Origin of the sequence: Alistipes sp. (assembly GCF_048465575.1) — a bacterium.
Lineage (GTDB): Bacteria > Bacteroidota > Bacteroidia > Bacteroidales > Rikenellaceae > Alistipes.
In genome coordinates this window covers 121,909-144,906 of record NZ_DBFWLG010000009.1, presented here as the reverse complement: position 1 = coordinate 144,906, position 22,998 = coordinate 121,909, and the positions used below count along the sequence as shown (strand labels likewise).

The 22,998-nt window shown below is 57.4% G+C and carries 24 protein-coding genes; 11 read left to right on the top strand and 13 right to left on the bottom strand.

Annotation, left to right across the window (positions count from 1 at the left end; genetic code table 11):
- The first annotated feature begins 2 nt into the window (after positions 1–2).
- From ACMQ11_RS03345 to ACMQ11_RS03325, 5 genes are all read left to right on the top strand, one after another.
- Positions 3–488, top strand: a complete 486-nt coding sequence (locus tag ACMQ11_RS03345; RefSeq protein WP_418991262.1) for a hypothetical protein — start codon at positions 3–5, stop codon at positions 486–488.
- Between the two features lie 227 nt (positions 489–715).
- Positions 716–1,102, top strand: coding sequence for an HIT family protein (locus ACMQ11_RS03340; protein ID WP_418991260.1), 387 nt, complete (start codon positions 716–718; stop codon positions 1,100–1,102).
- A 654-nt stretch (positions 1,103–1,756) separates the two neighbouring features.
- Entirely contained in the window at positions 1,757–2,212 is a 456-nt protein-coding gene (locus ACMQ11_RS03335; protein WP_418991258.1) for a helix-turn-helix domain-containing protein, read from the top strand.
- Positions 2,213–2,662: 450 nt separating this feature from the next.
- A complete protein-coding gene (locus ACMQ11_RS03330; RefSeq protein WP_418991256.1) occupies positions 2,663–3,514 on the top strand; it encodes a metal ABC transporter solute-binding protein, Zn/Mn family in 852 nt (283 codons plus the stop codon).
- On the top strand, positions 3,511–4,281 hold the full coding sequence (locus ACMQ11_RS03325; RefSeq protein ID WP_418991254.1) for a metal ABC transporter ATP-binding protein: 771 nt from the start codon (positions 3,511–3,513) through the stop codon (positions 4,279–4,281). The genes ACMQ11_RS03330 and ACMQ11_RS03325 overlap by 4 nt, the downstream gene beginning before the upstream one ends.
- A gap of 110 nt (positions 4,282–4,391) precedes the next feature.
- On the opposite strand, the gene ACMQ11_RS03320 is transcribed toward ACMQ11_RS03325, so the two are convergent.
- The gene (locus tag ACMQ11_RS03320; RefSeq protein WP_418991253.1) at positions 4,392–4,679 is read right to left on the bottom strand and encodes a hypothetical protein; all 288 of its coding nucleotides are present in this window, start codon (positions 4,677–4,679) and stop codon (positions 4,392–4,394) included.
- Positions 4,680–4,813: 134 nt separating this feature from the next.
- Positions 4,814–5,833 carry a hypothetical protein gene (locus tag ACMQ11_RS03315; protein WP_418991252.1) on the bottom strand — a complete coding sequence of 340 codons (1,020 nt, stop codon included), beginning with the start codon at positions 5,831–5,833 and terminating at the stop codon, positions 4,814–4,816.
- 136 nt (positions 5,834–5,969) lie between these two features.
- On the opposite strand from ACMQ11_RS03315, the gene ACMQ11_RS03310 reads away from it, so the two are divergent.
- Positions 5,970–6,821: a GIY-YIG nuclease family protein gene (locus ACMQ11_RS03310; RefSeq protein ID WP_418991251.1), complete on the top strand. Its 852-nt coding sequence runs from the start codon at positions 5,970–5,972 to the stop codon at positions 6,819–6,821.
- A 65-nt stretch (positions 6,822–6,886) separates the two neighbouring features.
- On the opposite strand, the gene argS is transcribed toward ACMQ11_RS03310, so the two are convergent.
- On the bottom strand, positions 6,887–8,668 hold the full coding sequence (argS, locus tag ACMQ11_RS03305) for an arginine--tRNA ligase (RefSeq protein ID WP_418991250.1): 1,782 nt from the start codon (positions 8,666–8,668) through the stop codon (positions 6,887–6,889).
- A 115-nt stretch (positions 8,669–8,783) separates the two neighbouring features.
- Here argS and ACMQ11_RS03300 point away from each other — a divergent pair, with 115 nt between their 5' ends.
- Complete coding sequence (locus ACMQ11_RS03300; protein ID WP_418991249.1) at positions 8,784–10,052, top strand: hemolysin family protein; 1,269 nt, start codon at positions 8,784–8,786, stop codon at positions 10,050–10,052.
- Positions 10,049–11,071, top strand: coding sequence for a tRNA dihydrouridine synthase DusB (gene dusB, locus ACMQ11_RS03295; protein WP_418991248.1), 1,023 nt, complete (start codon positions 10,049–10,051; stop codon positions 11,069–11,071). The genes ACMQ11_RS03300 and dusB overlap by 4 nt, the downstream gene beginning before the upstream one ends.
- A 36-nt stretch (positions 11,072–11,107) precedes the next feature.
- Here dusB and ACMQ11_RS03290 read toward each other — a convergent pair whose 3' ends face one another.
- The 5 genes from ACMQ11_RS03290 to ACMQ11_RS03270 all read right to left on the bottom strand — a co-directional run bounded on the left by ACMQ11_RS03290 (position 11,108) and on the right by ACMQ11_RS03270 (position 14,264).
- Complete coding sequence (locus tag ACMQ11_RS03290) at positions 11,108–11,593, bottom strand: methylglyoxal synthase (RefSeq protein WP_418991247.1); 486 nt, start codon at positions 11,591–11,593, stop codon at positions 11,108–11,110.
- A 131-nt stretch (positions 11,594–11,724) separates the two neighbouring features.
- Entirely contained in the window at positions 11,725–12,129 is a 405-nt protein-coding gene (locus ACMQ11_RS03285; RefSeq protein WP_418991245.1) for a DUF5606 domain-containing protein, read from the bottom strand.
- 9 nt (positions 12,130–12,138) lie between these two features.
- Positions 12,139–12,570: a hypothetical protein gene (locus ACMQ11_RS03280; protein ID WP_418991244.1), complete on the bottom strand. Its 432-nt coding sequence runs from the start codon at positions 12,568–12,570 to the stop codon at positions 12,139–12,141.
- 31 nt (positions 12,571–12,601) lie between these two features.
- Complete coding sequence (locus ACMQ11_RS03275; RefSeq protein ID WP_418991243.1) at positions 12,602–13,348, bottom strand: hypothetical protein; 747 nt, start codon at positions 13,346–13,348, stop codon at positions 12,602–12,604.
- A 4-nt stretch (positions 13,349–13,352) separates the two neighbouring features.
- A complete protein-coding gene (locus tag ACMQ11_RS03270; RefSeq protein ID WP_418991242.1) occupies positions 13,353–14,264 on the bottom strand; it encodes a mechanosensitive ion channel family protein in 912 nt (303 codons plus the stop codon).
- Between the two features lie 99 nt (positions 14,265–14,363).
- Here ACMQ11_RS03270 and serB point away from each other — a divergent pair, with 99 nt between their 5' ends.
- From serB to ACMQ11_RS03255, 3 genes are read left to right on the top strand one after another with little or no spacing between them, the layout of a single operon-like run.
- Entirely contained in the window at positions 14,364–15,587 is a 1,224-nt protein-coding gene (gene serB / locus ACMQ11_RS03265; protein ID WP_418991241.1) for a phosphoserine phosphatase SerB, read from the top strand.
- The gene (locus tag ACMQ11_RS03260) at positions 15,588–16,352 is read left to right on the top strand and encodes a DUF5689 domain-containing protein (protein ID WP_418991240.1); all 765 of its coding nucleotides are present in this window, start codon (positions 15,588–15,590) and stop codon (positions 16,350–16,352) included.
- On the top strand, positions 16,330–17,124 hold the full coding sequence (locus ACMQ11_RS03255) for a DUF5689 domain-containing protein (RefSeq protein WP_418991239.1): 795 nt from the start codon (positions 16,330–16,332) through the stop codon (positions 17,122–17,124). Before ACMQ11_RS03260 ends, ACMQ11_RS03255 begins: the two co-directional genes overlap by 23 nt.
- Here the strand turns inward: ACMQ11_RS03255 and obgE are convergent.
- The 5 genes from obgE to ACMQ11_RS03230 all read right to left on the bottom strand — a co-directional run bounded on the left by obgE (position 17,093) and on the right by ACMQ11_RS03230 (position 22,902).
- Positions 17,093–18,103, bottom strand: a complete 1,011-nt coding sequence (gene obgE / locus ACMQ11_RS03250) for a GTPase ObgE (RefSeq protein ID WP_418991237.1) — start codon at positions 18,101–18,103, stop codon at positions 17,093–17,095. The two genes, ACMQ11_RS03255 and obgE, sit on opposite strands and share 32 nt — an antisense overlap.
- Positions 18,104–18,246: 143 nt before the next feature.
- Positions 18,247–18,912, bottom strand: coding sequence for an ATP-binding cassette domain-containing protein (locus ACMQ11_RS03245; RefSeq protein WP_418991236.1), 666 nt, complete (start codon positions 18,910–18,912; stop codon positions 18,247–18,249).
- Entirely contained in the window at positions 18,899–19,219 is a 321-nt protein-coding gene (locus ACMQ11_RS03240; protein ID WP_418991235.1) for a hypothetical protein, read from the bottom strand. Before ACMQ11_RS03240 ends, ACMQ11_RS03245 begins: the two co-directional genes overlap by 14 nt.
- A 68-nt stretch (positions 19,220–19,287) precedes the next feature.
- Positions 19,288–20,394, bottom strand: a complete 1,107-nt coding sequence (ald, locus tag ACMQ11_RS03235; RefSeq protein ID WP_418991234.1) for an alanine dehydrogenase — start codon at positions 20,392–20,394, stop codon at positions 19,288–19,290.
- Between the two features lie 90 nt (positions 20,395–20,484).
- Positions 20,485–22,902, bottom strand: coding sequence for a TonB-dependent receptor (locus ACMQ11_RS03230; RefSeq protein ID WP_418991233.1), 2,418 nt, complete (start codon positions 22,900–22,902; stop codon positions 20,485–20,487).
- Positions 22,903–22,998: the final 96 nt, after the last annotated feature.

Below are 22,998 nucleotides of genomic sequence, written 5' to 3'. Positions count from 1 at the left end.
TTATGGAAGATTATGCTCCCATCACATGGGTACTGCTCATCGTGGCATCCATGGTGTACAGCGGCGTCACCAAAGCCCGCAAACGGGCCGGAAAAGCAGCCAAACATCCGTCGGGCCATCCCGAACGGGAGGAGGCCTGGCCCTCATCCACGTTCCAGACACCCGAATCCGCTCCCGGACATGCGATGCGTTCCGAATACCAGCCCGTTACACCTGATTTCCCGGGCGAATACGTGACTCTGGAGGAGATTCCCGCCCAGGAATATACACCCGAGTTTACGGAGCCGAAAACCGCCGCCTCGAAGCATTCGAGGCCTCAGGCTGCCAACCGGTTCACACAGATGGTCGAAACGGATGAAATTGCCGCTAACTCCCTGACGAACGATGCGCACGAATCGGCAGCAACGGCCTTGTCCGAGGAGTTCAACCTGCGGCAAGCAATTATCTACTCGGAAATCCTGAAACCCAAGTTCGAGGAAGATCGTTGATACTGCGGTCATAAGCAACCGATGGTTCACGCCGGCGGGCAAGTGCCTATGATCCGCCGCAACCTCGAAATGCAACGCCTCCTGCTCGAATGGAGGTATCGGATGGGGGAGTCGGCATGTCAGTGTCTCCCGAGCAGTCAATCTCTTCAAGGAACACGATCGTAAGAGGAGGTTTGTAGCAGGGGGTGGCAGACGCGAAACATTCGAATATTTTAAACCCAAAATATATGGCAACTGTTTTTTCACGCATCATCGCAGGGGAGATCCCATCGTACAAAGTAGCCGAAAACGAGGACTACTACGCATTTCTCGACATCAATCCGCTGACCAAAGGCCACACGCTGGTCGTACCGAAAAAAGAAGTGGACTACATTTTCGACCTCGACAACTCCACACTGGCAGGGATGATGGTTTTCGCCAAGCAGGTAGCTGCGAAAATCAAACGCGAAATAGACTGTGCAAGGGTAGCAGTCGTCGTATTAGGGCTGGAAATTCCCCATGCACACATCCATCTGATCCCCATCAAAAGCGAAAAAGACGTCGATTTTCACCGGGAAAAGCTCAAATTATCCCCGGAAGAGTTTGAAATCATTGCAGCCAAGTTGTCCGAATAAGAGCTTTTGCACAAATATAATTAACTGTTATAGAAGCGGATAGTGGATTGTCAACACTATCCGCTTTTCCATTTAACATAATGAATGGAAGATAAATTGCCGCTAAAAAATTCATTCATTAGTGATTGGGAATAGCTGAAAATCGACTCACATAGGTCGTGAAAGGGTAGATTTATTACATTTGTAAAACCACACACAAATGTAAAGCTGAATATATAGTCACATTTGTAATCACCGCAAGGCGACCAATACAGACAAATTTATACATTTGTAAAGTGCAATGGTTCGATGGAAATATCGTAAATCTTTTGATTCTTGCATAAGTTAAAGCGTTAAACATACAAACATAATAAATTAAAAACCAACAAAATAGATCATTTATATAACATTCATGCGAAATAGTTTATCGTCAGTTAATGCTTCGAAATATAGTAGAGCCTTCCGAATCTATGATTAAAGGTATTATACTATGTTTATCATAAGATTACATTACTTTATATTTAAGATAAGTTGATATGAATGAACAGGCCGCTTTTTAACCATATTCTATTGTTTACACTTGTAAATTTTATCAACAACAATTAACATTTTACAAATGTAGATTTCTCTTGTTTTACAAATGAAAAGTATTTATATTTGTAAAAAATTACGTCGATGAGGGAAAAATTGCTTGATTTGATGAAATGCGAAGGATTGCGTCCAACACAGTTCGCAGAAATGCTCGAGGTCAATCCTGCGGGAATCTCACATATACTCGCCGGACGCAATAAACCGGGGTTCGATCTGCTTCAGAAAATTCTTCGCAGGTTTCCGCAGGTCAATCCGGACTGGCTGCTGCTCGACTCCGATAAAATGTATCGCAATCAAATCGACACCAATTCGATTGCACCTGCTGCCGGTCAGAACTCTTCCGCTGGCAAGGATCTCTTCGGATCTGTGCTCCCGGACTCTGCGGATGAAAATTCGATTCCGAAAAATGCAACTCCGCAAACCGAAAGTTTCGGAGTGTCATCTCTTCCACCCAATCTGACCGGTGCATCGAATATCAAACGCATCATCGTTTTGTACGACGACCAGACATTCGAGAGTTTCACGCCGACTGTGCGCTAAATCCTTTTCCGATTTTATCACACGAAAATATTGAATTCTCGGACGGGTAATTTCTGGCGATTTCCCAGGAAATAATTCGTATGAAAGAAAACACGCTCTCCAGCGTGTTTTTTTATTGCCCTCCGCCTTAGCTCGAATTTTCAGAGAAAGAAGAATGAACATTCTTTTGAGTCTCTTTCGACTATGCGGAATTGCTCTCATTCCTCTATAAAGTCGGGTGCGCAAGATATTGTTGCAGTATTAATCATTAGGAACAAGAGTTGCAAGGTTTATCGGAAACAAAACGGCTACACCTATATTAAAATGATGCGTTAATATATATAGAGTAAGATTGGTGTAATATTGCTATTATGTTAAATAATAGATGTTGCGAAATAGTTTGCTCCATTTCAACCGGCATATAATGATACATTTTTTCGTACCTTTGTGCGGTAAAAACGCATCGATAGCATGTACAAAATATTTCTTTGGGCGATCTTACCGGCAATTTTCGCGGGTTGTTCTGCGCAAAAACAGCCGGTCGAGACCACATTGTATGTTTCCATACTGCCGCTGAAAAGCATCGTGCAGGGAATTGTCGGGGATGATTTCGAGATTCGGGTCCTCGTACCGCCGGGAGCGAGTCCCGAGACATTCGAGCCGACGGCACGGCAGTTCGTCGGGCTGAACAATGCGCGGCTGATCTTCAACGTCGGACTTATCGATTTCGAAACCGCGCTTCTCGACAAGATGGAGGACCGAACGAAAGTCGTCGTTCTGAGCAGAAACATACCTTTGATCGCGGGCAGTTGTTCGCACAAGCACCACGACCAAGATCACTCGCACGGCGTCGATCCGCATGTCTGGACCTCGCCGAAAGCGCTGCAACAAATGGCTGCGAATGCTTACGAGGCCATTCGAAATGCCTATCCCGACTCGGTGGAATACGAGGCCAACTACGAACGGCTCCTCGGACAGCTGCTAGAGTTGGATACGCGGACAGCAGAAAAAATCGCACGCAGCGGAGTGGAGTCTTTCATCGTCTACCACCCCGCTCTCACCTATTATGCACGCGACTACGGTTTGAGGCAGGTGGCAATAGAGACCGACGGCAAAGAGCCATCGGCTCGTCAGTTGAGCGCCCTCATCCGCCAGGCCCGTGAGGACGGCGTGCGCACGATTCTCTACCAGAGTCAGTTTCCCGCGTCAACAGTAGAGATCATCGCCCGTGACATCGATGCTGCGAGCGTCGAGTTCGACCCGCTGCCGGAGGATGCGATTGCCGGTATCGACACGATAACCGATTTAATTACAGCTCAATGAACCTGGTCAGTTTACGCAACGTCGGCGTTTCGTACAACGGTTACGAGGCGTTGCAGCATGTCGATCTGGAAATTGCTCAGGACGATTTTCTGGGGGTAATCGGGCCCAACGGCGGCGGTAAAACAACGCTCGTAAAGGCGATTTTGGGCACCGTGCCCCATACGGGCGAAATCAGGTTGGCTCCGGAGTTGTTTCGCGGTCGGGAACGGCTGATCGGTTACATGCCCCAAATCACCGATTTCGATCGCGCATTCCCCATTTCGGTGCTGGAGGTCGTGCTATCGGGGTTGCAGGGGCATCGCGGATTCCGTACGCGCTACACCGCCGAAGACCGGCAAAAAGCGCTCGGGCTGCTCGGCATGGCTGGCATCGGGGAAACGGCACGCAACCCCATCGGAGAGGTCTCGGGCGGCCAAATGCAGCGGGCGCTGCTCGCTCGGGCCGTTATTTCGGAACCCAAACTGTTGATTCTCGACGAGCCGGCGAATTTCGTGGACAACCAGTTTGAAAAGGAGCTCTACCGCACGCTGCGCGAACTGAACGAACGCATGGCTATTGTGATGGTATCGCACGACATCGGCACCATCACCAGCGTGGTGAAAGAGATCGTCTGCGTCAATCGCCGCGTCCACCGCCATCATTCCAACATTCTGACCCAGGAGCAATTACGCAACTACGACTGCCCTATTCAACTCCTCTCGCACGGTCATGTTCCCCACACGGTGCTGGAGCACCATCCGGGCGACTGCTGCTGCGACCACGACTGACCCGCATCAGGCACAACGCCCTGCATCTAAATCCCCGAATGGGTTGTACTTATCGTACGTCCCATTCGGGGATCGGATCGAGGTGCGGTAAGTGGTCCGCAACCATCCAATTACTTGGAGCCGTTCAGTGCACTCAGCTTCTCGAACAGCGCATCGAAAGCGGCGACCATTTCGCTCCGCAAAGCGGCGTAATGCTTGCGAACGAGCGACCGGTTGTGCGGCTCGGCGGGATTCATCGCCTTTGCGAACAGGTCGTTGCGTACGCCGACAGCCTCCTGCATGATGGCGAATATCTCCTCCTCTTTCTTAGGCTGGAAGCACATGGCCATATCACAATCGAAAACTACCTCTTCGAGACGGTAGTCGATCTCTTTTTTCAGGTCTCTTAAATTTGCCATATTATCTGTTTTTGGAATTAGCTCCGACAAAGGTAATAAAACGTTTCGGATTATCAAACAATTTCCCGCCCTACCCTCTCGGCATGCAAAAGGCCCCGGAACAATCCGGGGCCCTTGCGTATCGGGAGCGAATGTTACATTCTCTGTAAATCCCGTGCCGATTTGGCCGCTGCCTTTTCGGCCTTGCGGGCAGCCTTGTACTCTTTGCGGGCGATCTTCTTCTCAGCCCTCAGCTGCGTACGGGCAATCCGGTCGGCTTCGCGGGCCTCGCGGCGTGCGATCCGGTCGGCATCGCGGACGTCCTGACGCATGGACATGGGTTCGGGGCTGACTCCGTCGCCGAAATCGACGCCCGGTTCGGGCATTTCAACGAGGATCCCGTTGATCGAATCGTCTACGACCTCACAGCACGGTTCGCAAACAGTCACCTGCTCCTCGATCACCTCGACGACCGGCTCGGGCCGGGGAATCATCACCCTTTGCTCGACGACCTGCCCCTGACCGTAATCGATCACCAGCTCGACGCGGCGCAGCGGCGGCAGAATGTTCCGGGCCATATACTCCCAGGCCGAAGGCATCTTCTTCAACGCCTGCTCCTTGGCTTCCGAAGACTGGCTGTCGTCGATAATCCGCAGCACGGCATCGCGTTCGGGCATGGACGACTGGGCCACCAGCGTGCGGCACATTTCCCAATCTTCGGCTACGGACGACACCTTGACGTCGTATTTTTTCGAAAAGTTGTATTTCCGATCGACGTAATTCTTGAAATTGCGGGCTCGGTTGCGGGCCAGCGTCTCGTTGAACTGCCGGGGACCGTCGGGCGAAGAGTAACCCGTGATGGAGACGGACGAAACTTTGGTCGTCGTATCGCGCATCATGTTCTCGACAAAATTGTTCAGATCGCCCAACTCTTTCTGGTTGCCGTTGAGCGTGGCGTTGAGCGTGGCCAGGTTGATAAGGTAGCGGATCGAATAATCGCTATCGCCCTGACGCTTGACCAGAACCCTGCGCACGATGTAGTCGCCGTCGGTCGTCTCCGACAGTATCACGGTATCGGCCGCAGGTACCTGCACCGTGCTCCTGGTCTGGGCCGTCGCTCCGGCAGCGGCACACAACGCAAGAGAAAGAGCGAATGTTGTAAAGATTGTTTTCACGCTTAAATAGTGTTAGTTATTGCTGCATTTCCCTCTCGCAAAGTTCGTACCACGGTGTGACAGGACGATTTTTTGAATGCCCGAATGCTGATATTAAATAAAAAATATATATCTTTAAAAGATAATATTTACAAGCATGCCCTTTGCCAAGAAAATAACCTTGTTCCTGATGGACGGAAGCCCGGAGGGACGCATCAGTTGCGAACTCTCGAACTGGAACGGAAAAGCATACCGTCTTCCGAAATCCAGCATTCGGGAGTGTTCGGACAGACCCGAATTGGACAATCCGGGCGTATATATTTTATTCGGCCGATCGGATACCGTAGACAATGAGGGGCTGGCTTATATCGGCGAAGCGGACGGCATCCGCAAACGGCTGCTGCAACACGTGGAGCAAAAGGATTTCTGGAACGATGCGATCGTGTTCATCAGCAAAGATTCGAACCTGAACAAAGCCCATATAAAATATATAGAAAACAGCCTTTATGAAGCGGCAAGAGAAATAGGACGCTATCAACTGGAAAACTCGAACACCCCTACCCGACCGACCATTTCCGAACCGGATACGGCGGAGATGGAGGAGTTCATTGCACAGATCAAATTGCTGATCGGAACATTAGGATACAAAATTTTCGAACCGCTTATTTCTAAGAAAAATCCACAGCAAAGGGAAACATTTTACATACAGGCAGTGCGAGGTGCAGACGGCCAGGGAGTCAAAAGTGCGGATGGTTTTATCGTATTGAAAAACTCCATCATGGCGTCCTCCGTAATCCGCTCTTTCACCGAAAAATACCAGCTTTTGCGGGATAAATTGCTCACGGATAAGATTGTGGTCCCAAGCGAGCAAGGGCTTCGATTTACCAAAGACTTTCTCTTTTCCAGCCCCTCCACGGCGGCAAGCATCATCATGGGTCGTTGCGCAAACGGTTTGTCCGAATGGAAAACCAAAGACGGACGGATTCTCAAAGCCTTGGATAGCGAATAAGAGTAAACAACAGCAAAAGGGCTGCCCCGGAACCGGGGCAGCCCTTTTGCATTTTATCGCTGGGGTTACATGCGTTCCGGAACCTCGATGCCCAACAGCGACATGCCGCTGCGGATGACGCGAGCCACCTGAGCGGTCAATTGGAGACGCATCCGGCGCGTTTCGCCACACTCCTCCTTGAGAATCGAATGGTCGTGGTAGTAGCCGTTGAACTGCTTGGCCAGTTCGTAGACGTAGGCTGCGATCAGCGAGGGGGCGAAACTCTCGCCCGCGGCAGCCACCACCGAGGGGTATTCGGTCAGCGACTTGACCAGGTCGATCTCCTCGGGCAAATAGTCGGCCTGTGCCGGGCCGGCAAAGTCGATGCCCGCCTCGGCGGCCTTGCGCAGCACGGAACGGATGCGCGCATGGGTGTACTGAATGAACGGTCCGGTATTGCCGTTGAAATCGATCGACTCGCGCGGATCGAAAAGCATGGTCTTGCGGGGGTCCACCTTGAGGATGAAATATTTGAGCGCGCCCAGCCCGACCATCGTCGAAACGGCGGCGGCTTCCTCCTCCGAGCAGCCGTCCAGCTTGCCCAGTTCGTCCGACATTTCGCGGGCCGTCGTAACCATGCCCGCGATCAGGTCGTCGGCGTCGACCACCGTCCCCTCGCGCGATTTCATCTTGCCCTCGGGTAGCTCCACCATGCCGTACGAAAGGTGGGTAATGTGGTCGCTCCAGTCGGCATAGCCCAGTTTTTTCAGCACCAGCTTCAACACCTGGAAATGGTAGTTCTGCTCGTTCCCGACCACGTAGATCATGTCGTCGAGGCGGTTCTCCTCGAAACGACGGTAGGCCGTGCCGAGGTCCTGCGTCATGTAGACCGACGTGCCGTCGCCGCGCAGCAGCAGCTTTTCATCCAGTCCGTCCTCCCTGAGATCGATCCACACCGAGTTGTCCTCGCGCCGGTAAAAGACGCCCTTTTTCAGCCCCTCTTCGACGAGCGATTTGCCCAAGAGGTAGGTTTGGGATTCGTAGTAAACCTTGTCGAAATCGACGCCAAGGGCTTTATATGTTACGTCGAAACCCTCATACACCCAGCCGTTCATCTTCTCCCACAGTCCGTAGACCTCGGGGTCTTTGGCCTCCCAGCGGCGCAGCATCTCCTGCGCCTGAAGCAGGATCGGGGCGTTCTTTTTGGCGTCCTCCTCCGACTGCCCTGCCGCCGTCAACTCCTTGATCTGCGCCTTGTAGTGCTTGTCGAACTCGACGTAGTATTTGCCGACGAGGTGATCGCCTTTCATGCCCGACGAAGCGGGGGTCTCGCCATTGCCGTAGAGCTGCCACGCCAGCATGGACTTGCAGATGTGGATACCGCGGTCGTTCACCAGGTTGGCCTTGATGACCGTATGGCCGTTGGCTTTGAGTATTTGCGCCACGGAGTAGCCCAGGAGGTTGTTGCGGACGTGCCCCAAATGCAGGGGCTTGTTGGTGTTGGGAGACGAGTATTCGATCATTACCGTGCGCCCCGTAGGCGACGCCTGGCCGAACTGTACGTCGGCGACTATTTCGGCGAAGCGGTCCGACCAGAAAGCGCTGTCGAGCGAGAGGTTGAGAAAGCCCTTGATAACGTTGAACGCCTTGATTTCCGGTATGTGAGCCGTCATATATTCTCCGATCTCGGTCGCGGTGGCCTCGGGGGACTTGCGGCTACGTCGGAGCAGCGGGAACGTCACGAGGGTATAGTCGCCCTCGAACTCCCTGCGGGTCTTCTGAATTTGCAGCTGCTCGCCGTCCAACGGCCCGTAAAGCGCCTCCACCGAACGGAGGACCGCATCCGAAACAAAGTTTTCGATATTCATCTCCATAAACTGATTAGCCTGCAAATTTACTGTTTTTCGGCGAATAAATCAATTCCGTGTTACGATATTCCGAAAACATTGGCTTATCTTTGCTCCGAAAACCCGCAACGGATTTATGGAGATAGTCATCATCCTCGTGCTCATCCTGCTGAACGGACTTTTCGCCATGTCGGAGATCGCACTGATCTCGGCACGCCGTTCGAACCTCGAATTGAAAGCCCGTCAGGGCCATGCAGGGGCTCGTCAGGCACAGAAAATCATCGAACAGCCCGATAAATTCCTGTCGGCCATACAGATCGGCATCACCCTGATCGGCATCTTGACGGGTATTTACTCGGGCGATGCGCTCGCAACCCGGTTCGGCGGTGAACTGGCCCGATTGGGCATTCCGCTCGGCACGGCGACCGTGACGGCGCAGGCGGTGATCGTCATTGCGGTGACCTATCTGACCCTGATTTTCGGCGAGCTGGTACCCAAGCGGATCGGCATGCAGGCTGCAGAGAAGACCGCCATGCTCGTGGCCCGGCCCATGCGGCTCTTGACGCTTGCGGCATCGCCGTTCGTCTGGCTGCTTTCACGCAGCACCTCGGCTATAACGCGTCTGCTGGGACTCGAAAAGGGCGAAAGCAAGGTGACAGAGGAGGAGATACGGGCCATTGTCCGCGAGGGCATGGAGGACGGCGAGGTGCAGCAAGTGGAGCAGCGGATCGTCGGCCGCGTCTTTTCGCTCGGGGACCGGACGGTGGAGTCGGTGATGACCTACCGCAGCGAACTGGCCTGGATCGACATTTCGATGAGCGCGGAGCAGATCCGCGAACTGGTCGACCGCGAGCCGCACAACCGCTACCCCGTGGGCGATGGCAGCCTCGACCGGCTGATCGGCGTGGTCTACCTCAAGGAGTTGTTCCGCCACTTGGACGAACCCGGATTCGATCTGCGCAGCCACCTTGCGCCGGCCAAATTCTTCCACGAGGGATTCGAGGTGTACGGAGCGCTGGAGCAGCTGCGCAACGAACAACTGGGCTACGGCATCGTCTGCGACGAGTTCGGCGTTACGCGGGGCATCTTCACCCTGCGGGATATTTTCGAGGCCCTTGTTGGCGAAATTCCCGGCGAGCACGAAGAACCCCATATCGTGCAGCGCGCGGACGGCAGCTGCCTTGTGGACGGGCAGTGCCCGTTCTACGACTTTCTGATCCATTTCGGTGTGGAGGAGCTCCACGACCATACCGCCTACAACACCATCAGCGGGCTGATTCTCGATCGGCTTGAACACATCCCAGCCACGGGCGAAGAGCTCGTCTGGAACGGCTTGCGGATCGAGATCGTGGACATGGACGGCGCCCGGATCGACAAAATACTGGTGACAACACAAACAAAATGAAAATCGCAGAGATAGACCTTGGCCAGAAGCCCCTGCTGCTGGCTCCGATGGAGGACGTGACCGACCCGTCGTTCCGCTACATGTGCAAACGGTTCGGGGCCGACATGGTGTACACCGAGTTCATCTCTTCGGACGGACTGATCCGCGATGCGGCCAAATCGCTCAAAAAACTCGAAATCGACGAGGCCGAAAGGCCGGTGGGCATCCAACTCTACGGGCACCTCGTCGAACCGATGGTCGAGGCGGCACGCATGGCCGAGGCCGCGGGGCCCAACGTGATCGACATCAATTTCGGCTGCCCCGTGAAGAAGATCGCGGGCCGCGGAGCCGGGTCGGGCATGATGCGCGACGTGCCGCTGATGGTCGAGATGACGCGGCGGATCGTCGATGCGGTGAACCTGCCCGTCACGGTCAAGACCCGTCTGGGCTGGGACGAGGAGTCGAAGAATATCGAGGAGATCGCCCTGCGGTTGCAGGACGCGGGGATCGCGGCTCTCACGATCCACGGCCGCACGCGGGCGCAGATGTACCGCGGCGAGGCGGACTGGACGCTGATCGGACGGGTGAAGAACAATCCGCAGATACGCATTCCGATCATCGGCAACGGCGATGTGGATTCGGGGCCCAAGGCGGCCGAGATGTTCGACCGCTACGGGGTGGACGGCGTGATGATCGGCCGCGCGACCTACGGCCGGCCGTGGATATTCCGCGAGGTGAAGCATTTTCTCGCAACGGGCGAGGTGCTGCCCCAGCCGTCGGTTGCAGAGCGGGTAGCGATCGCCCGGGAGCATCTCCTCAAATCGCTGGAAATAAAGGGCGGTCTTGTGGGCATACTGGAGATGCGCCGCCACCTGACCAACTATTTCAAGGGGCTGCCCGATTTCAAGGCTACGCGGCTGCGGCTGGTTACGACGCTCGACGTGGAGTGCCTGCTGCAAACGCTCGACGAAATTGCCGACCGCTGGGGCGGCTACGACCTGAGCGGCGCGGTGCCGGCGCCGCTCTCGCACGACATCTGACACAAGAAAAAAGAGCTGTTTTCGCAGCTCTTTTCTCTATTTCAGCACCCGCTCGACGTATGCCCGGTAATCCTTGACCACGGGTTCGTAGTCGTCGTCCTCGTACAAGGGCGAAGAGATCAGAAAATCGGCCGTCGAACGGTTGATCGCCGTCGGCACGTTGTACAGGGTGGCCAGACGCAGCAGCGCCTTGACGTCCACGTCGTGCGGCTGGGCGGACATGGGGTCCCAGAAAAAGATCAGCGCACTGATCCGGCCATCGGCGATCAGCGATCCCAACTGCTGGTCACCGCCCAGCGGACCCGACTTGAGAAGCGTAATCCGCAGTTCGGGTTTGGGTTCGTCCTCCTCGTTCTCCTCCTTGTGGTCGCGCAGCGTCTTTTCGACCATCTTACCCGTCGTGCCCGTGCAGATCAGGTGGTGGCAGCTCAGCTTCCGGCTATTCCAGTCTACCCACTCGGCCAGGTCGTGCTTCATGTTGTCGTGCGCGACCAGCGCCAGCATCTTCGTCATCTTGTTCATAAGCATCCTTTCTATATTTTTCGTCCGGGTGTAAAGATAATACAAAGAGAGGGATATTTTTAAAATAATTTAGAAATTTAATCCAAACGTAACATAAAGAAAATGTCCCGACCTAAAGCCGGGACACTGCTTTACTCCTCTTCGGACGGGAGGTTGAACTCCGTAAAGCCCGCCCGTACCAGGGCATTATACCAGGCGAAGCATTTCTTGATGTCCGAAACGTGGACCCGCTCGCGGTCGTATTCGGGAAGCGCCTCGGCGAAAGCGGCTTTCAGTTTCTCGGGCGTCTCCTTGGGGCTGATTGCCTCCTTGCCGCCCGTTTGGGCGTAAATCTTCGTGAAGACCTCGGCAAGCGGAATGTCGTCGCCCTCGGTGAACATTGAAATTTCGGTCAGCGCACTCACCTTGGCCGAAGCAGCGGCGTTCATGCGCTTGCCGTCCGCGAGCGATTCGACGATCACGCCGCGGGCCGACTGCGCCACGTATTTATAAAGTCCGGGTTGGCCCGAGATGGCCAGAATCTCTTTCAGTTCCATATTTCCGTATTATTTATTAGGTAAGGATATTTCAGCCGGTTCGGTTTCCGACACCGTATAAACGACGATCGAGCCGATCGTCAGTTTGCCGTAGGGCGTATAGGAGAAAATACGGAACGAAATCTTCGTCCCGGCAGGCTGCCCGGGGATGGTAGCCGAATAGTGCCAGGTAACGTTCCTCTTGTCGCTTCCGTCGTACAACTTGGCTCCCGTTTGTTGCACCTCGGGGTCGTCGTCGATCTGGTAGTCGATCCAGGCACTGTAAATTCCGTACTCACAGCTCAAGTCGCAGGTGACCTCCACATCCGTGTCCGGAATGGGGGCGGAGTATGCGATCTTGTCGATTTTTACCTCGGCCCTGTGTTCGGGACCGAGCTCCGTTTTGTCGTTGCAGGCGGCGAGCGACGCCGCAGCAAAAATTATCGAAATCAGTTTTTTCATCACAAGCGTATTTTCGCGGGCGGTTCGAAGATCATTCGTTCCGCACGCCGTATTCCATCATTTCGGTCGCATTGCCCACCCCGTAACCGCTGCGGGCAAAGACCACGAATCGGATAACCGAACCGGCACGGGCTCCGGGAATCTTCCCCTCGTAGTCGTAAGAGGTGGGACGATCGTCGGCAAAGCGACGCTCCCCCACGATCGTACCCTCCTGTGCCCCGTCGTGGAAATAGTGGATGTAAATCCGTTCCAGCCCGTATTCGCACGATACGGGCACCCGAACAGTCACGATCTCACGATCACCGGGTTCGTCCGGTGTGAACGTCAGGGGGCCGAACTCCGGACGGGTCGTATATTCCGGTCCCAGACCTGGGTCGGAACCTCCGCCGGGCAGGGCATATTGCATCGTGCGGGTCGTCCGTTCGAGGCCGTTTACCGACCGGGCCGCAACGTAGAAATAGACGGTCGTGCCGGCCTGCTGACCCGGAATATGGGCTTCAAAATCGTACGTTGCGGGTGCCTCGGTGAAAAGGCGCTCTCCCGCAATCGAGCCGGAAAGCATCTCCTTGTACCGTGTGAAATAGTGGAGAGAGACCCGCTCCAGGCCGTCCGGGCATCCGACCGCGACCCGGACCGTCACCTCCTCCCCCGCAGCAGGTTCGGCCGGAGAGCATGTTACCTCGGAGAACTCGGGCGGCATGGGAACCGGATCGTGTTTATCCGTGCCGCAGGCGCCGAGCATCATCGCAACGAGCAGGCTCAGAAACATTTTGCCCATCCGTCTACTCCTTTTTTACATGTACGTCCATCTGCGGGAACGGGAAATTGATCCCGTGCAGGGGCAGCTGCTTGTAGAATTTCTCGTTGTTTTCGAAAAAGACGTCCCAGTAGTCGCTGTTTTTGGTCCAGACACGCACGACCAGATTCACCGAACTGTCGGCGAGCGCCGAGACCCAAACCACGGGGGCTGGTTCCCGGTACACGCGGGTGTCTTCGGCAAGGATCGAAAGAATCGCCTTGCGCGCCACATCCACATCGTCGCCGTATGCGATGCTGACGGTCCAGTCTACGCGGCGATCGTCGGCCGTGGAATAATTGTCGATAATGGCGGTGGCGATGGCATTGTTCGGAATGTAAATTGTCTGGTTGTCGACCGTGCAGATGACCGTCGAGAAGAGCTTGATCTCGCGCACCGTGCCAGACTGGCCCTGGGCCGAGATGTAGTCGCCCACGCGGTAAGGCTTCATCAGCAGGATCATCACGCCGCCGGCAAAGTTCTGGGCCGTACCGCTCAAGGCCATACCGATGGCCAGGGTGGCGGCCGAGAAGACGGCGATCAAGGAGGTGACGTTGACCCCGAGGGTCTGCACGACGATCATGATGAGGATCAGCGAGAAGACCACGCTGATGGTGTTGTGCATGAACGAGCGCAGCGAAACGTCCACCTTGCGGCGTTCGAAAGCGGCGTCGAGCAAACGCAGGATACGCCGCACGATCCAGCGGCCGATGAAATAGATGGCCAGCGCGATGGCGATCTTGATGAGTATCCAGACCGACTCGGAGAGCAGGCTCGAAAACACCTCGCTGAAATCCATGTTGACGATCTTCTCGACCGTTTGCGCGAAATGGGCTTTCTGGATGCTGTCCGGCAGCATCAGCGGAGCCGCATCCGCCTGGGCAAAAAACATTCCCATAATGCTATTTTTTGTATTATGGCGACAAAATTAACCAAAAAAAGGAGAACTTTATTAACTTTGTCTACGAATTTACCGAAAAGCAAACCGGAAGCAACCATGATAAACGACGTCGAAATCATCCAGATAAACATTTCGGGCGAGGACAAGCCCGGCATGACCTCCTCTCTGACGGAGATACTCGCCCGCTACGACGCTTTCATCCTCGACATCGGCCAGGCCAATATCCACCAGTCGCTCACGCTGGGCATGCTGATCAAGACCACGGCCGACAAGTCGGGCAGCATCATGAAAGAGTTGCTGTTCAAAGCCTCGGAACTGGGCGTGATGATCCGCTTCACTCCCATCGCCGAGGAGAAATACAACGCCTGGGTGGCCCGGCAGGGCAAGAACCGCTACATCATCACGCTACTGGGACGCACCGTGACCGCGCGCCACATCGCCGAGGTCACCAAGGCCGTCGCGGAACACGGGCTCAACATCGACGCAATCAAGCGCCTCACGGGTCGCATGCCCCTGTGCAAGGAGGACCGGGCCGCCAAGGCGTGCATCGAACTCTCGGTGCGCGGATCGCTTACGGACGAGGAGCGCTGCACCATGCAGGAGAGTTTCATGAACCTCTCGGAAATCGGGCTCGACGTCTCGTTCCAGAAGGACGATATCTACCGCCGCAGCCGCCGCCTGATCTGCTTCGACATGGATTCGACGCTCATCGAAACCGAAGTGATCGACGAACTGGCCGAGCGCGCGGGCGTCGGCGAGCAAGTGCGCGAGATCACCGCAAGCGCCATGCGCGGCGAGATCGACTTCCGCGAAAGTTTCACGCAGCGGGTTGCACTGCTCAAGGGGCTCGACATCTCGGTCATGGAGGAGATCGCCCGCTCGCTCCCGATCACCGAGGGGCTGGAGCGCATGATGACCATTCTCAAGCGCGTAGGGTACAAGACGGCCATTCTCTCGGGCGGATTTACCTATTTCGGCAACTACCTGCGCCAGAAATACGGATTCGATTACGTATATGCCAACGAACTGGAGATCGAAAACGGCCGCCTGACGGGCCGCTACGTCGGCGAAGTGGTGGACGGACGCCGCAAGGCCGAGTTGCTGCGCCTCCTGTGCCAGTTCGAGGAGATCAACATTGCCCAGTCGGTCGCCGTGGGCGACGGCGCCAACGACCTGCCGATGCTCAACCTGGCGGGCCTGGGCATCGCGTTCCACGCCAAGCCCAAGGTGAAGGCCACGGCCCGGCAGTCGATTTCGACCATCGGGCTGGACGGTATTCTCTATTTCCTGGGACTGAAAGATTCCCGAATAGAACAGTAGATGATGCGGTTGCCCTTGCTCCCTTGTCTGGCCGCACTGCTGCTTGCAGGGTGCTACGATTCATCGTTCGGCACCCGGACCAACGGACCTGTGCCTCTTGAGACGAGCAGCATCCGGGAGCTCAGGGCACGCTATGCCGGGCAGACCTTTCCCGTAACGGGCGACATCGTGGTTTCGGGCCGTGTCACGGCCACGGACGAGGGAGGAAATTTCTACCGCTCGTTCTGCATCGAGCAGGACGGCGCCGGAATGGAGATCATGGCCGGGACGGACCACCTGCACAACGACTATCCCGAGGGTGCGCTTCTGAGCGTACGGCTCAGGGGATTCGCGCTGGGAGAGAGCCGCGGCGTGCTGCAACTGGGGCGCATGCCCGCCGCGGGAAGCGGTTTCGCCACGGACTACATCGGGCAGCGGCCCGCGCTGGCCGGGGTTATCGTGCGCAGCGATGCCCCCTTGCAGTCAGTGGAGCCGGCCCTGCGTACCATCCGGGGGCTGAGGTCCGAATTGTGCGGCACCCTCGTACGCATCGACGCCCTGCGCTACACGCCCGAAGACCTCACGAACGGCACATGGGCCGGGTACAAGCGGTTCACCGACGCAGGCGGTGAGGCCATCTACACCTATGTGCGCACGTACGCCGGCTTTGCTGCGAAAGAGGTGCCGGTCGGAACCTGCTCACTCACGGGAATCCTGCAATACGACCCGGCAAGCAACGGTCGCTATATCCTCAAACTGCGCGATGAGAGCGATTGCCTGCATTGAATTGCTCTTCCTCGCTCTGGCCGGACTGACAGCCTGCGATCGCTCGTCCGAACTGCTGTTAGGAGGTAACCCGGACGAGATTCGCACCATTGCCCATCTCAAATCGCTGTGCGAGGGCGACTGCGTAACCGTCACACAGGACATCACCCTGCGCGGCTTCGTGACGGCCAACGACTGCTTCGGCGAATTTTACAAGACGCTCGTGATTCAGGACCCAAGTGGCGGCATTGCCATCGCGGCGGACCATCCGGAACTTTTCCTCGACTATTCGGTCGGAGACGAACTCACGATCCGGTGCAACGGGCTGGTGCTTTGCGAATACGGCGGCAAGGTGCAACTCGGAACCGCACCGGTCGACGACTCGGGTGCGGGGCGCATTCCGCGCACGGAGCTGGAACGCTACCTGCGCCGCACGGGACGGATCGCCGACCCGATTCCGGTCGTGACGACGATTCCGCAGATCGGCCAGTCCCAGGTAGATACCTACGTGCGACTGGAGGGAGTACGGTTTACCGAGCTGGCTGCCTGGTGCGATACCGACCCGCTGACCCACCGAACCATTACCACCGAAAGAACAGTTGAGGATGGCGCAAAAAACGCGTTCCGCGTGCGGACGCTCGGGTCGTGCATCTATGCAAAAGAGCCCGTACCGAGCGGCACGGGCTCTTTGAGCGGAATTGTCGACTGTTTCAACGGACGCTACTCGCTGCGCGTGGTCAACCGCGAGGTGGTGTTCGCTCCTACTGCAACGCCTCCCAAAGCATGTCCTTGAGCTGCGGGATATTCAACCCCGAAACCGACGAGATGAAGAGCGACGGAATACCCTCGGGCAGCTGAGTCCGCATTTCGCGGATCAACTCCTCGTCGAGCATGTCGCATTTGGAGATGGCCAGCAGCCGCTTCTTGTCCAGCAGTTCGGGATTGTACTGCGTCAATTCGCCCAGCAGCACCTCGTAATCGCGTCGGATGTCGTCGCTGTCGGCCGGGATCAGGAACAGCAGAACCGAGTTGCGCTCGATATGGCGCAGGAACCGGGTGCCCAGCCCGCGGCCCTCGTGCGCCCCCTCGATGATCCCCGGAATATCGGCCATGACGAACGAGCGGTGGTCGCGCACCTCGACAATTCCGAGGTTGGGTTCGAGCGTGGTGAAAGCATAGTCGGCGATCTTGGGCCGGGCCGCCGAGACGGCCGAAAGGAGCGTCGATTTGCCCGCATTGGGGAAACCCACCAGCCCCACGTCGGCCAGGACTTTCAGTTCGAGGATGAACGTACCCTCCTCGCCCTCCTCTCCCGGCTGGGCATAGCGCGGCGTCTGGTTGGTAGCGCTCTTGAAATGCCAGTTGCCCAATCCGCCGCGGCCGCCCTTGAGCAGCACCAGCCGCTCGCCGTCCGCCGTAACCTCGCCCACTACCCTTTCGGTCGTGGTGCCGTCCTCGCACTCAACCAGGCGCTTGGCCACCGTGCCCAGCGGCACGGGGATCACGATGTCTTTGGCATCGCGGCCCGTGGAGCGGGCGCCGGAGCCGTTCTGCCCGTCCCCGGCGAACTGGTGGCGCTGGTATTTGAGGTGGATCAGCGTCCAGTACTGGCTGTCGCCCACGAGGACGATGCTGCCGCCCTTGCCGCCGTCGCCGCCGTCCGGACCGCCGAAAGCCACGAATTTCTCGCGCCGGAAATGGGCCGAACCGCCGCCGCCGTGACCCGAGCGTGCGAATATCTTGACGTAATCTACGAAATTGGAACCAGCCATATCGTCTATATTTAGGTTGCAAAGATAGTGCATGACCAACGCAGAGGCAAATTTTCTTGCCTCTGCCGAGGTACCGCCTATCCAAGCGGAGGATTATCCGCGGGCAAAGATAGTACAAAAACGGCAAACGGCGAAACAGCCGCTCAGAGGTGCGCCAGGTAACCGTACCGGATCAAATCCTCGTCACCGTGCGCGAGGTAGGTCTGGCCGTTGGCCATCACGTAGAGACGGTCGGCGATGTCGGTAACGTGCCGGTGCATGTGGTCGGTCAGCAGGATTCCTTTCGAGGATTTTTCCCTGCGGATCAGCTCCTTGAGGGTTTCGACGTGCAGCGGTGCAACTTGTGAAAAGGGCTCGTCGAGCAGGACGAACTGCGTCCGGCTGCGGAGAATCAGGTAGCATTCGAGCAAGCGCCGTTCGCCGCCCGACATTTCGCGGATCTTCGTGTCGCGCAGGCGGTCGAAGAGCGGAAACCACGCCAGCAGGTCATCCCACATAAGACCGAAATCGCGCAATACCCGGTCGACGCTCAGCCAACCGGGCGTAAAACCCTGCTGCGCCAGATAGCGCACCTCGTCCGCCCGGAAACGTTCATGCCACAGGCCGTCGATGCGCATCGACCGAAAATCGGCGCGCAGCGAACCGCAAAGTATCTTCATCAGACAGCTTTTGCCGCAGCCGTTGCGCCCCAATACGGCTGTTACGCCGCCCGTTTCGACCGCGAGGTAGACGCCGGAAAGAATGCGCCGCTCGCCGAAAGACAACTCGACGGAATCGATCTCCAGAAGATGTTTTTCAGAGGGGTTCATAGAGAAATGCTGCCGACAGTTTCAACAGCACATAACAGATAATCATATCCGCCGCACAACTCAGGCTCAGCAGTTCGCGGCGGCGGACGCCGAGGTTGCGGTAGTAGAAGAATTCGTCGCCGTAACACTGGACGATCCAGACAAAGAGGTACAACGGATAGATCGCCATCTTACCCAGCATGCACCAACCGACTGCCGCCGGTCCGTTGTTTCGAACCACCCAGGCGAATCCGATGCTCACGACCGTGCAGAAAAAGAACATGGTCGAGTAGTAAAATCGGAGGATGAGCATCAACTTGTGCAACATGGGACAAAGATAGGCAAAAGAGGCGGAAAACGGATCGTTTTTCCGCCTCTTTCCGGCACGTTTGCCGGTCAAAGGGTCAGCGGCTCGTACTCCAGCCCCCAGGCTTCGGCTACGGGGCGGTAGACTACCCTGCCCTGGACGATGTTGAGACCCGTCTCCAGTTCGCGGTTCTCGCGGCAGGCGCGGCGCCATCCCTTGTCGGCCAGTTGCACGACGTAGGGCAGCGTGGCGTTGGTGAGCGCGAGCGTCGAGGAGTAGGGCACCGCACCCGGAATGTTGGCCACGCAGTAGTGCAGGATGCCGTCCACGTAATAGACCGGGTCTTCGTGCGTTGTGGGACGCGAGGTTTCGAAGCAGCCGCCCTGGTCGATGGCCACATCGACCATCACCGAACCGGGTTCCATCTCGCGGAGCATGTCGCGCGTGACGAGCTTGGGAGCCTTGGCGCCCGGGATCAGCACCGAGCCGATCACCAGGTCGGCCGTCTTGAGCTCCTGACGGATGTTGTATTCCGAGGACATCAATGTCTTGACGTTCTTGGGCATTACGTCCGCCAGGTAGGTCAGCCGTTGCAGCGAAATGTCGCAGATCGTCACGTCGGCGCCCGTACCGGCCGCCGTGCGGGCCGCCGCCGTGCCGACCACGCCGGCGCCGATGACGAAGACCCGGGCGGGCTTCACGCCCGGCACGCCGCCCAGCAGTTTGCCCTTGCCGCCGCGGGGCTTTTCGAGAAAAAAGCGTCCCTCTTGCGTGGCCATGCGGCCCGCGACCTCGGACATGGGGGTCAGCAGCGGCAGCGAACGGTCGGCGCGCTCGACCGTCTCGTAGGCGCAGCATACCGCCCCGCTGTCGATCATCGCCCGCGTGAGGGGTTCGCTGCTGGCAAAATGGAAATAGGTGAAAACCAGCTGGTCGCGGCGGATGAGGCCGTACTCGGGGGCGATCGGTTCCTTGACCTTGACGATCATCTCCGATCGGGCATAGACCTCCTCGATGGTGGGCAGCATCTCGGCGCCGACGGCCGTATAGGCGTCGTCGGCAAAGCCGCTGTTCACGCCGGCCGTGGCCTGCACGTACACCTGGTGTCCCCGTTTGATGAGCTCTTGAGCGCCCGCAGGGGTGAGAGCAACGCGGTTCTCGTTGTTCTTGATCTCTTTTGGAATACCGATAATCATGAATTTTGAGTTTTAAAGGTCCATTTGCCCCAACAAATTACGAATTTTACTCCGAAATCCAAAAAAATCGGACGATTTTCACAAAACAAGTCAAAAACGGTACGAAACCGTAAGGAAGAACGACCGCGGATAGGCATAGGTATAGCGCGTTGCGTGCGGTTCGCGGAACGTCCGGTCGCCGCTCTGCACCCGGCGAACGCGCAACGCTTCGTAGCCGCTGTATACCGGATCGCCGCCCGTCAGGTTCCGAAGCATGAGCGACAGGGTGAGCCGCGAGCGCTCGAAATAGAACGTCTTGAAGAGCGAAGCGTCGAGCGTGGCGGCATCCTCCAGCCGCTCCTGCCGGGTGAAAGCGGCGAACGCTTCGGGCGTCACGCCGCCCTGCCCCGCGATGCGGGCGGTGCGGCGCAGAGGCATCGGTTCGACATAGCGTGAACCGGCATACCCTGCCGACATGCGGCAGCCCCACCCTTTCGGACCATAATAATTCACCCCGGCGCAACAGGTCAACTGCGGAGCTCCACCCGTCGTGCAGCCGCCCATGTGGCTCTCGGCGCGCAAGTCGACGACCGTGTTGTCCACGTCGGAAAGCACCGTCACGCGCGGATTGCGGATGTATTTGTAACGACCCGCCGAGACGGCCAGCGACAGACGCCACCGGTATGCGAGCCGCAGGTCGGCAGCCGCCTCGATACCGTATGCAATGCGTCCGATACCCGCTACGGCCATGTCGCAATAGACACTTGCCATATCGTCGAAATAGCGGCGCGTCTCCACATTGTCGAAAGTTGTCGTAACGAATGCCGTCACCTCCAAATCGAGGACGGCTCCGGTGCGGCGGTAGCCCGCTTCGGCCGAGAGGAAGCGTTCGCAAGCGGGATCGTCCACCGTGCGGTTGTTGTAGAGAGGCTGAAAGAAGAGATTTTCAGCTTCGGGCACGGCAGCTCCGACCATCGCCGCAATCTGGAGGTAGGAGCGCGGCGAGAAAGCCCAGCCGGCATGGGCCGCGACGGTGTAGGGGCGGAATCGCAGGCGCCGCGAGCGGCCATAGGACTGCGCTCCGGGAAACAGCTCTTTTTCGTAGTGCCCGCGGCGGAACACGACTGCATCGCGCAGCGAAATTCCGACCCCGGCCCGCAGCCGGTCGGCCTGCCAGAGCGCATCCAGCCGCACGCCCGCTTGACGGCGCACGAGCGAATAGTCGTATCCGAAACGATCGCCACGGCGAATGATCCGGTCGGGATGGCGCAGGTCGTTCTGCAACAAGGTGCCATAGGTGTCGTCGTCCACCAGGTACTGGTCGATGTCCACCGTATGATCGGCTCCCAGCAGGTCGCGCATCCGCTTGTAGCAGCGCGAATCCTCACGGCGGCAGAAAAACCCGTAGCCGAGTGTCAGGTACGGGCCAAGCCGCGTCGTGAACGACGCATCGAATCCGAGGTCGAAAAGGCGCTCCGAGCGCTCTTCGAGGGCGTAGACAGCCCGGCCGCCCGCCATGCGGTTCTGGGCGATCAGCTCGTCCCAGTCGATCTGGGTGAAGCGGGTGTCGTCGGTGCGCCAGGCCAGTTCCGTCTCGGGATCATCCGCAAACGACGGCAGGTAACGGTAGTTGTCGGGCATGGGCGTCCGGGCATCGTACCACCCCAGCGCGCTGTATCGCCTGACTCCGGTTTCGGCGCCCAGCGCCGCCGTAAAGGTAGTGGCGGAAGAGAGCTTCCGTTCATAGGCCGCTGCGAGAAAGGGGGTGTTTTCACGCCGCACCCGCGAGTTGCGGACCTTGCCGTTCTGATAACCCCAGGCGGGGTTGTAAAGCCGGTCGCCTGTCAGCGTGAACGCCTCGCCGGTCGAGGAGAGGCGCGTACCACGGACCGAGAACGGAAGCACGGCGACAAGCGCCAGGCGGTTTTTGCCGCCGAAGCGTCGGGCCGCGCGGAACGCCGCGGTCAGGGAGTTGGTGAAGACGCCCTCGACATGCAGATCGCGGCCCGTGCGGACATCGGCAGTCGCTGCAAGCCGCCATCCGCCGCGGGTTTCGAGGTCGGCCGAGAATCGAGCGCCGGCGAGGTAGTTGCGGTCCGCGAAACGCACCGAAGCCCGGTAAGGCTGGAGCGGCACGTCGTCCGTGAAACGAAACTCCCTCATGCCGCCCCGTCTTTGCACAGAGACCGACTCCGTGACCGGCCCAGCGTAAAGCCGTTCCCCGGCGCCCAGTCCACGCAGGGCTGCGAAAGTGCGGTACGGCACCTCCAGGCCCCACAGCAGGGCCGTCTCGTCGCGGAAGTGCTGCCCGCGGCGGCGGACGGGAACTTGCGGCAGGTTGAAAGCGGTCTGGACGGAATAGAGGTCCGGAGCATGCTGCACGGCCCGATAGAAGAGTGCGGAATCGGTAGTCAGCACCGGCAGTTGCTCCTCCGGTTCGGCATAGGGATAGTATTCGTCGAGTTCCTGCGCTGCGGCACAGCCCGGGACAAACAGCCAAAGCAGCAGACAGGAGAGGAATTTGCGCATTCGTTCGAAAACTTTTCGGAATACAAATATAACTGTTTTTGTTATTTACACATACCCCGGCGGTTAAAATCATTCGTGTTTTGACGGAGCCGCTCC

Bases quoted from the DNA above. Each gene is read 5' to 3' on its own strand.
- ACMQ11_RS03345 (WP_418991262.1), top strand. From the start codon at position 3: ATGGAAGATTATGCTCCCATCACATGGGTACTGCTCATCGTGGCATCC.
- ACMQ11_RS03340 (WP_418991260.1), top strand. From the start codon at position 716: ATGGCAACTGTTTTTTCACGCATCATCGCAGGGGAGATCCCATCGTAC.
- ACMQ11_RS03335 (WP_418991258.1), top strand. From the start codon at position 1,757: ATGAGGGAAAAATTGCTTGATTTGATGAAATGCGAAGGATTGCGTCCA.
- ACMQ11_RS03330 (WP_418991256.1), top strand. From the start codon at position 2,663: ATGTACAAAATATTTCTTTGGGCGATCTTACCGGCAATTTTCGCGGGT.
- ACMQ11_RS03325 (WP_418991254.1), top strand. From the start codon at position 3,511: ATGAACCTGGTCAGTTTACGCAACGTCGGCGTTTCGTACAACGGTTAC.
- ACMQ11_RS03320 (WP_418991253.1), bottom strand. From the start codon at position 4,679: ATGGCAAATTTAAGAGACCTGAAAAAAGAGATCGACTACCGTCTCGAA.
- ACMQ11_RS03310 (WP_418991251.1), top strand. From the start codon at position 5,970: ATGCCCTTTGCCAAGAAAATAACCTTGTTCCTGATGGACGGAAGCCCG.
- argS (WP_418991250.1), bottom strand. From the start codon at position 8,668: ATGAATATCGAAAACTTTGTTTCGGATGCGGTCCTCCGTTCGGTGGAG.
- ACMQ11_RS03300 (WP_418991249.1), top strand. From the start codon at position 8,784: ATGGAGATAGTCATCATCCTCGTGCTCATCCTGCTGAACGGACTTTTC.
- dusB (WP_418991248.1), top strand. From the start codon at position 10,049: ATGAAAATCGCAGAGATAGACCTTGGCCAGAAGCCCCTGCTGCTGGCT.
- ACMQ11_RS03290 (WP_418991247.1), bottom strand. From the start codon at position 11,593: ATGAACAAGATGACGAAGATGCTGGCGCTGGTCGCGCACGACAACATG.
- ACMQ11_RS03285 (WP_418991245.1), bottom strand. From the start codon at position 12,129: ATGGAACTGAAAGAGATTCTGGCCATCTCGGGCCAACCCGGACTTTAT.
- ACMQ11_RS03280 (WP_418991244.1), bottom strand. From the start codon at position 12,570: ATGAAAAAACTGATTTCGATAATTTTTGCTGCGGCGTCGCTCGCCGCC.
- ACMQ11_RS03275 (WP_418991243.1), bottom strand. From the start codon at position 13,348: ATGGGCAAAATGTTTCTGAGCCTGCTCGTTGCGATGATGCTCGGCGCC.
- ACMQ11_RS03270 (WP_418991242.1), bottom strand. From the start codon at position 14,264: ATGGGAATGTTTTTTGCCCAGGCGGATGCGGCTCCGCTGATGCTGCCG.
- serB (WP_418991241.1), top strand. From the start codon at position 14,364: ATGATAAACGACGTCGAAATCATCCAGATAAACATTTCGGGCGAGGAC.
- ACMQ11_RS03260 (WP_418991240.1), top strand. From the start codon at position 15,588: ATGATGCGGTTGCCCTTGCTCCCTTGTCTGGCCGCACTGCTGCTTGCA.
- ACMQ11_RS03255 (WP_418991239.1), top strand. From the start codon at position 16,330: ATGAGAGCGATTGCCTGCATTGAATTGCTCTTCCTCGCTCTGGCCGGA.
- obgE (WP_418991237.1), bottom strand. From the start codon at position 18,103: ATGGCTGGTTCCAATTTCGTAGATTACGTCAAGATATTCGCACGCTCG.
- ACMQ11_RS03245 (WP_418991236.1), bottom strand. From the start codon at position 18,912: ATGAACCCCTCTGAAAAACATCTTCTGGAGATCGATTCCGTCGAGTTG.
- ACMQ11_RS03240 (WP_418991235.1), bottom strand. From the start codon at position 19,219: ATGTTGCACAAGTTGATGCTCATCCTCCGATTTTACTACTCGACCATG.
- ald (WP_418991234.1), bottom strand. From the start codon at position 20,394: ATGATTATCGGTATTCCAAAAGAGATCAAGAACAACGAGAACCGCGTT.
- ACMQ11_RS03230 (WP_418991233.1), bottom strand. From the start codon at position 22,902: ATGCGCAAATTCCTCTCCTGTCTGCTGCTTTGGCTGTTTGTCCCGGGC.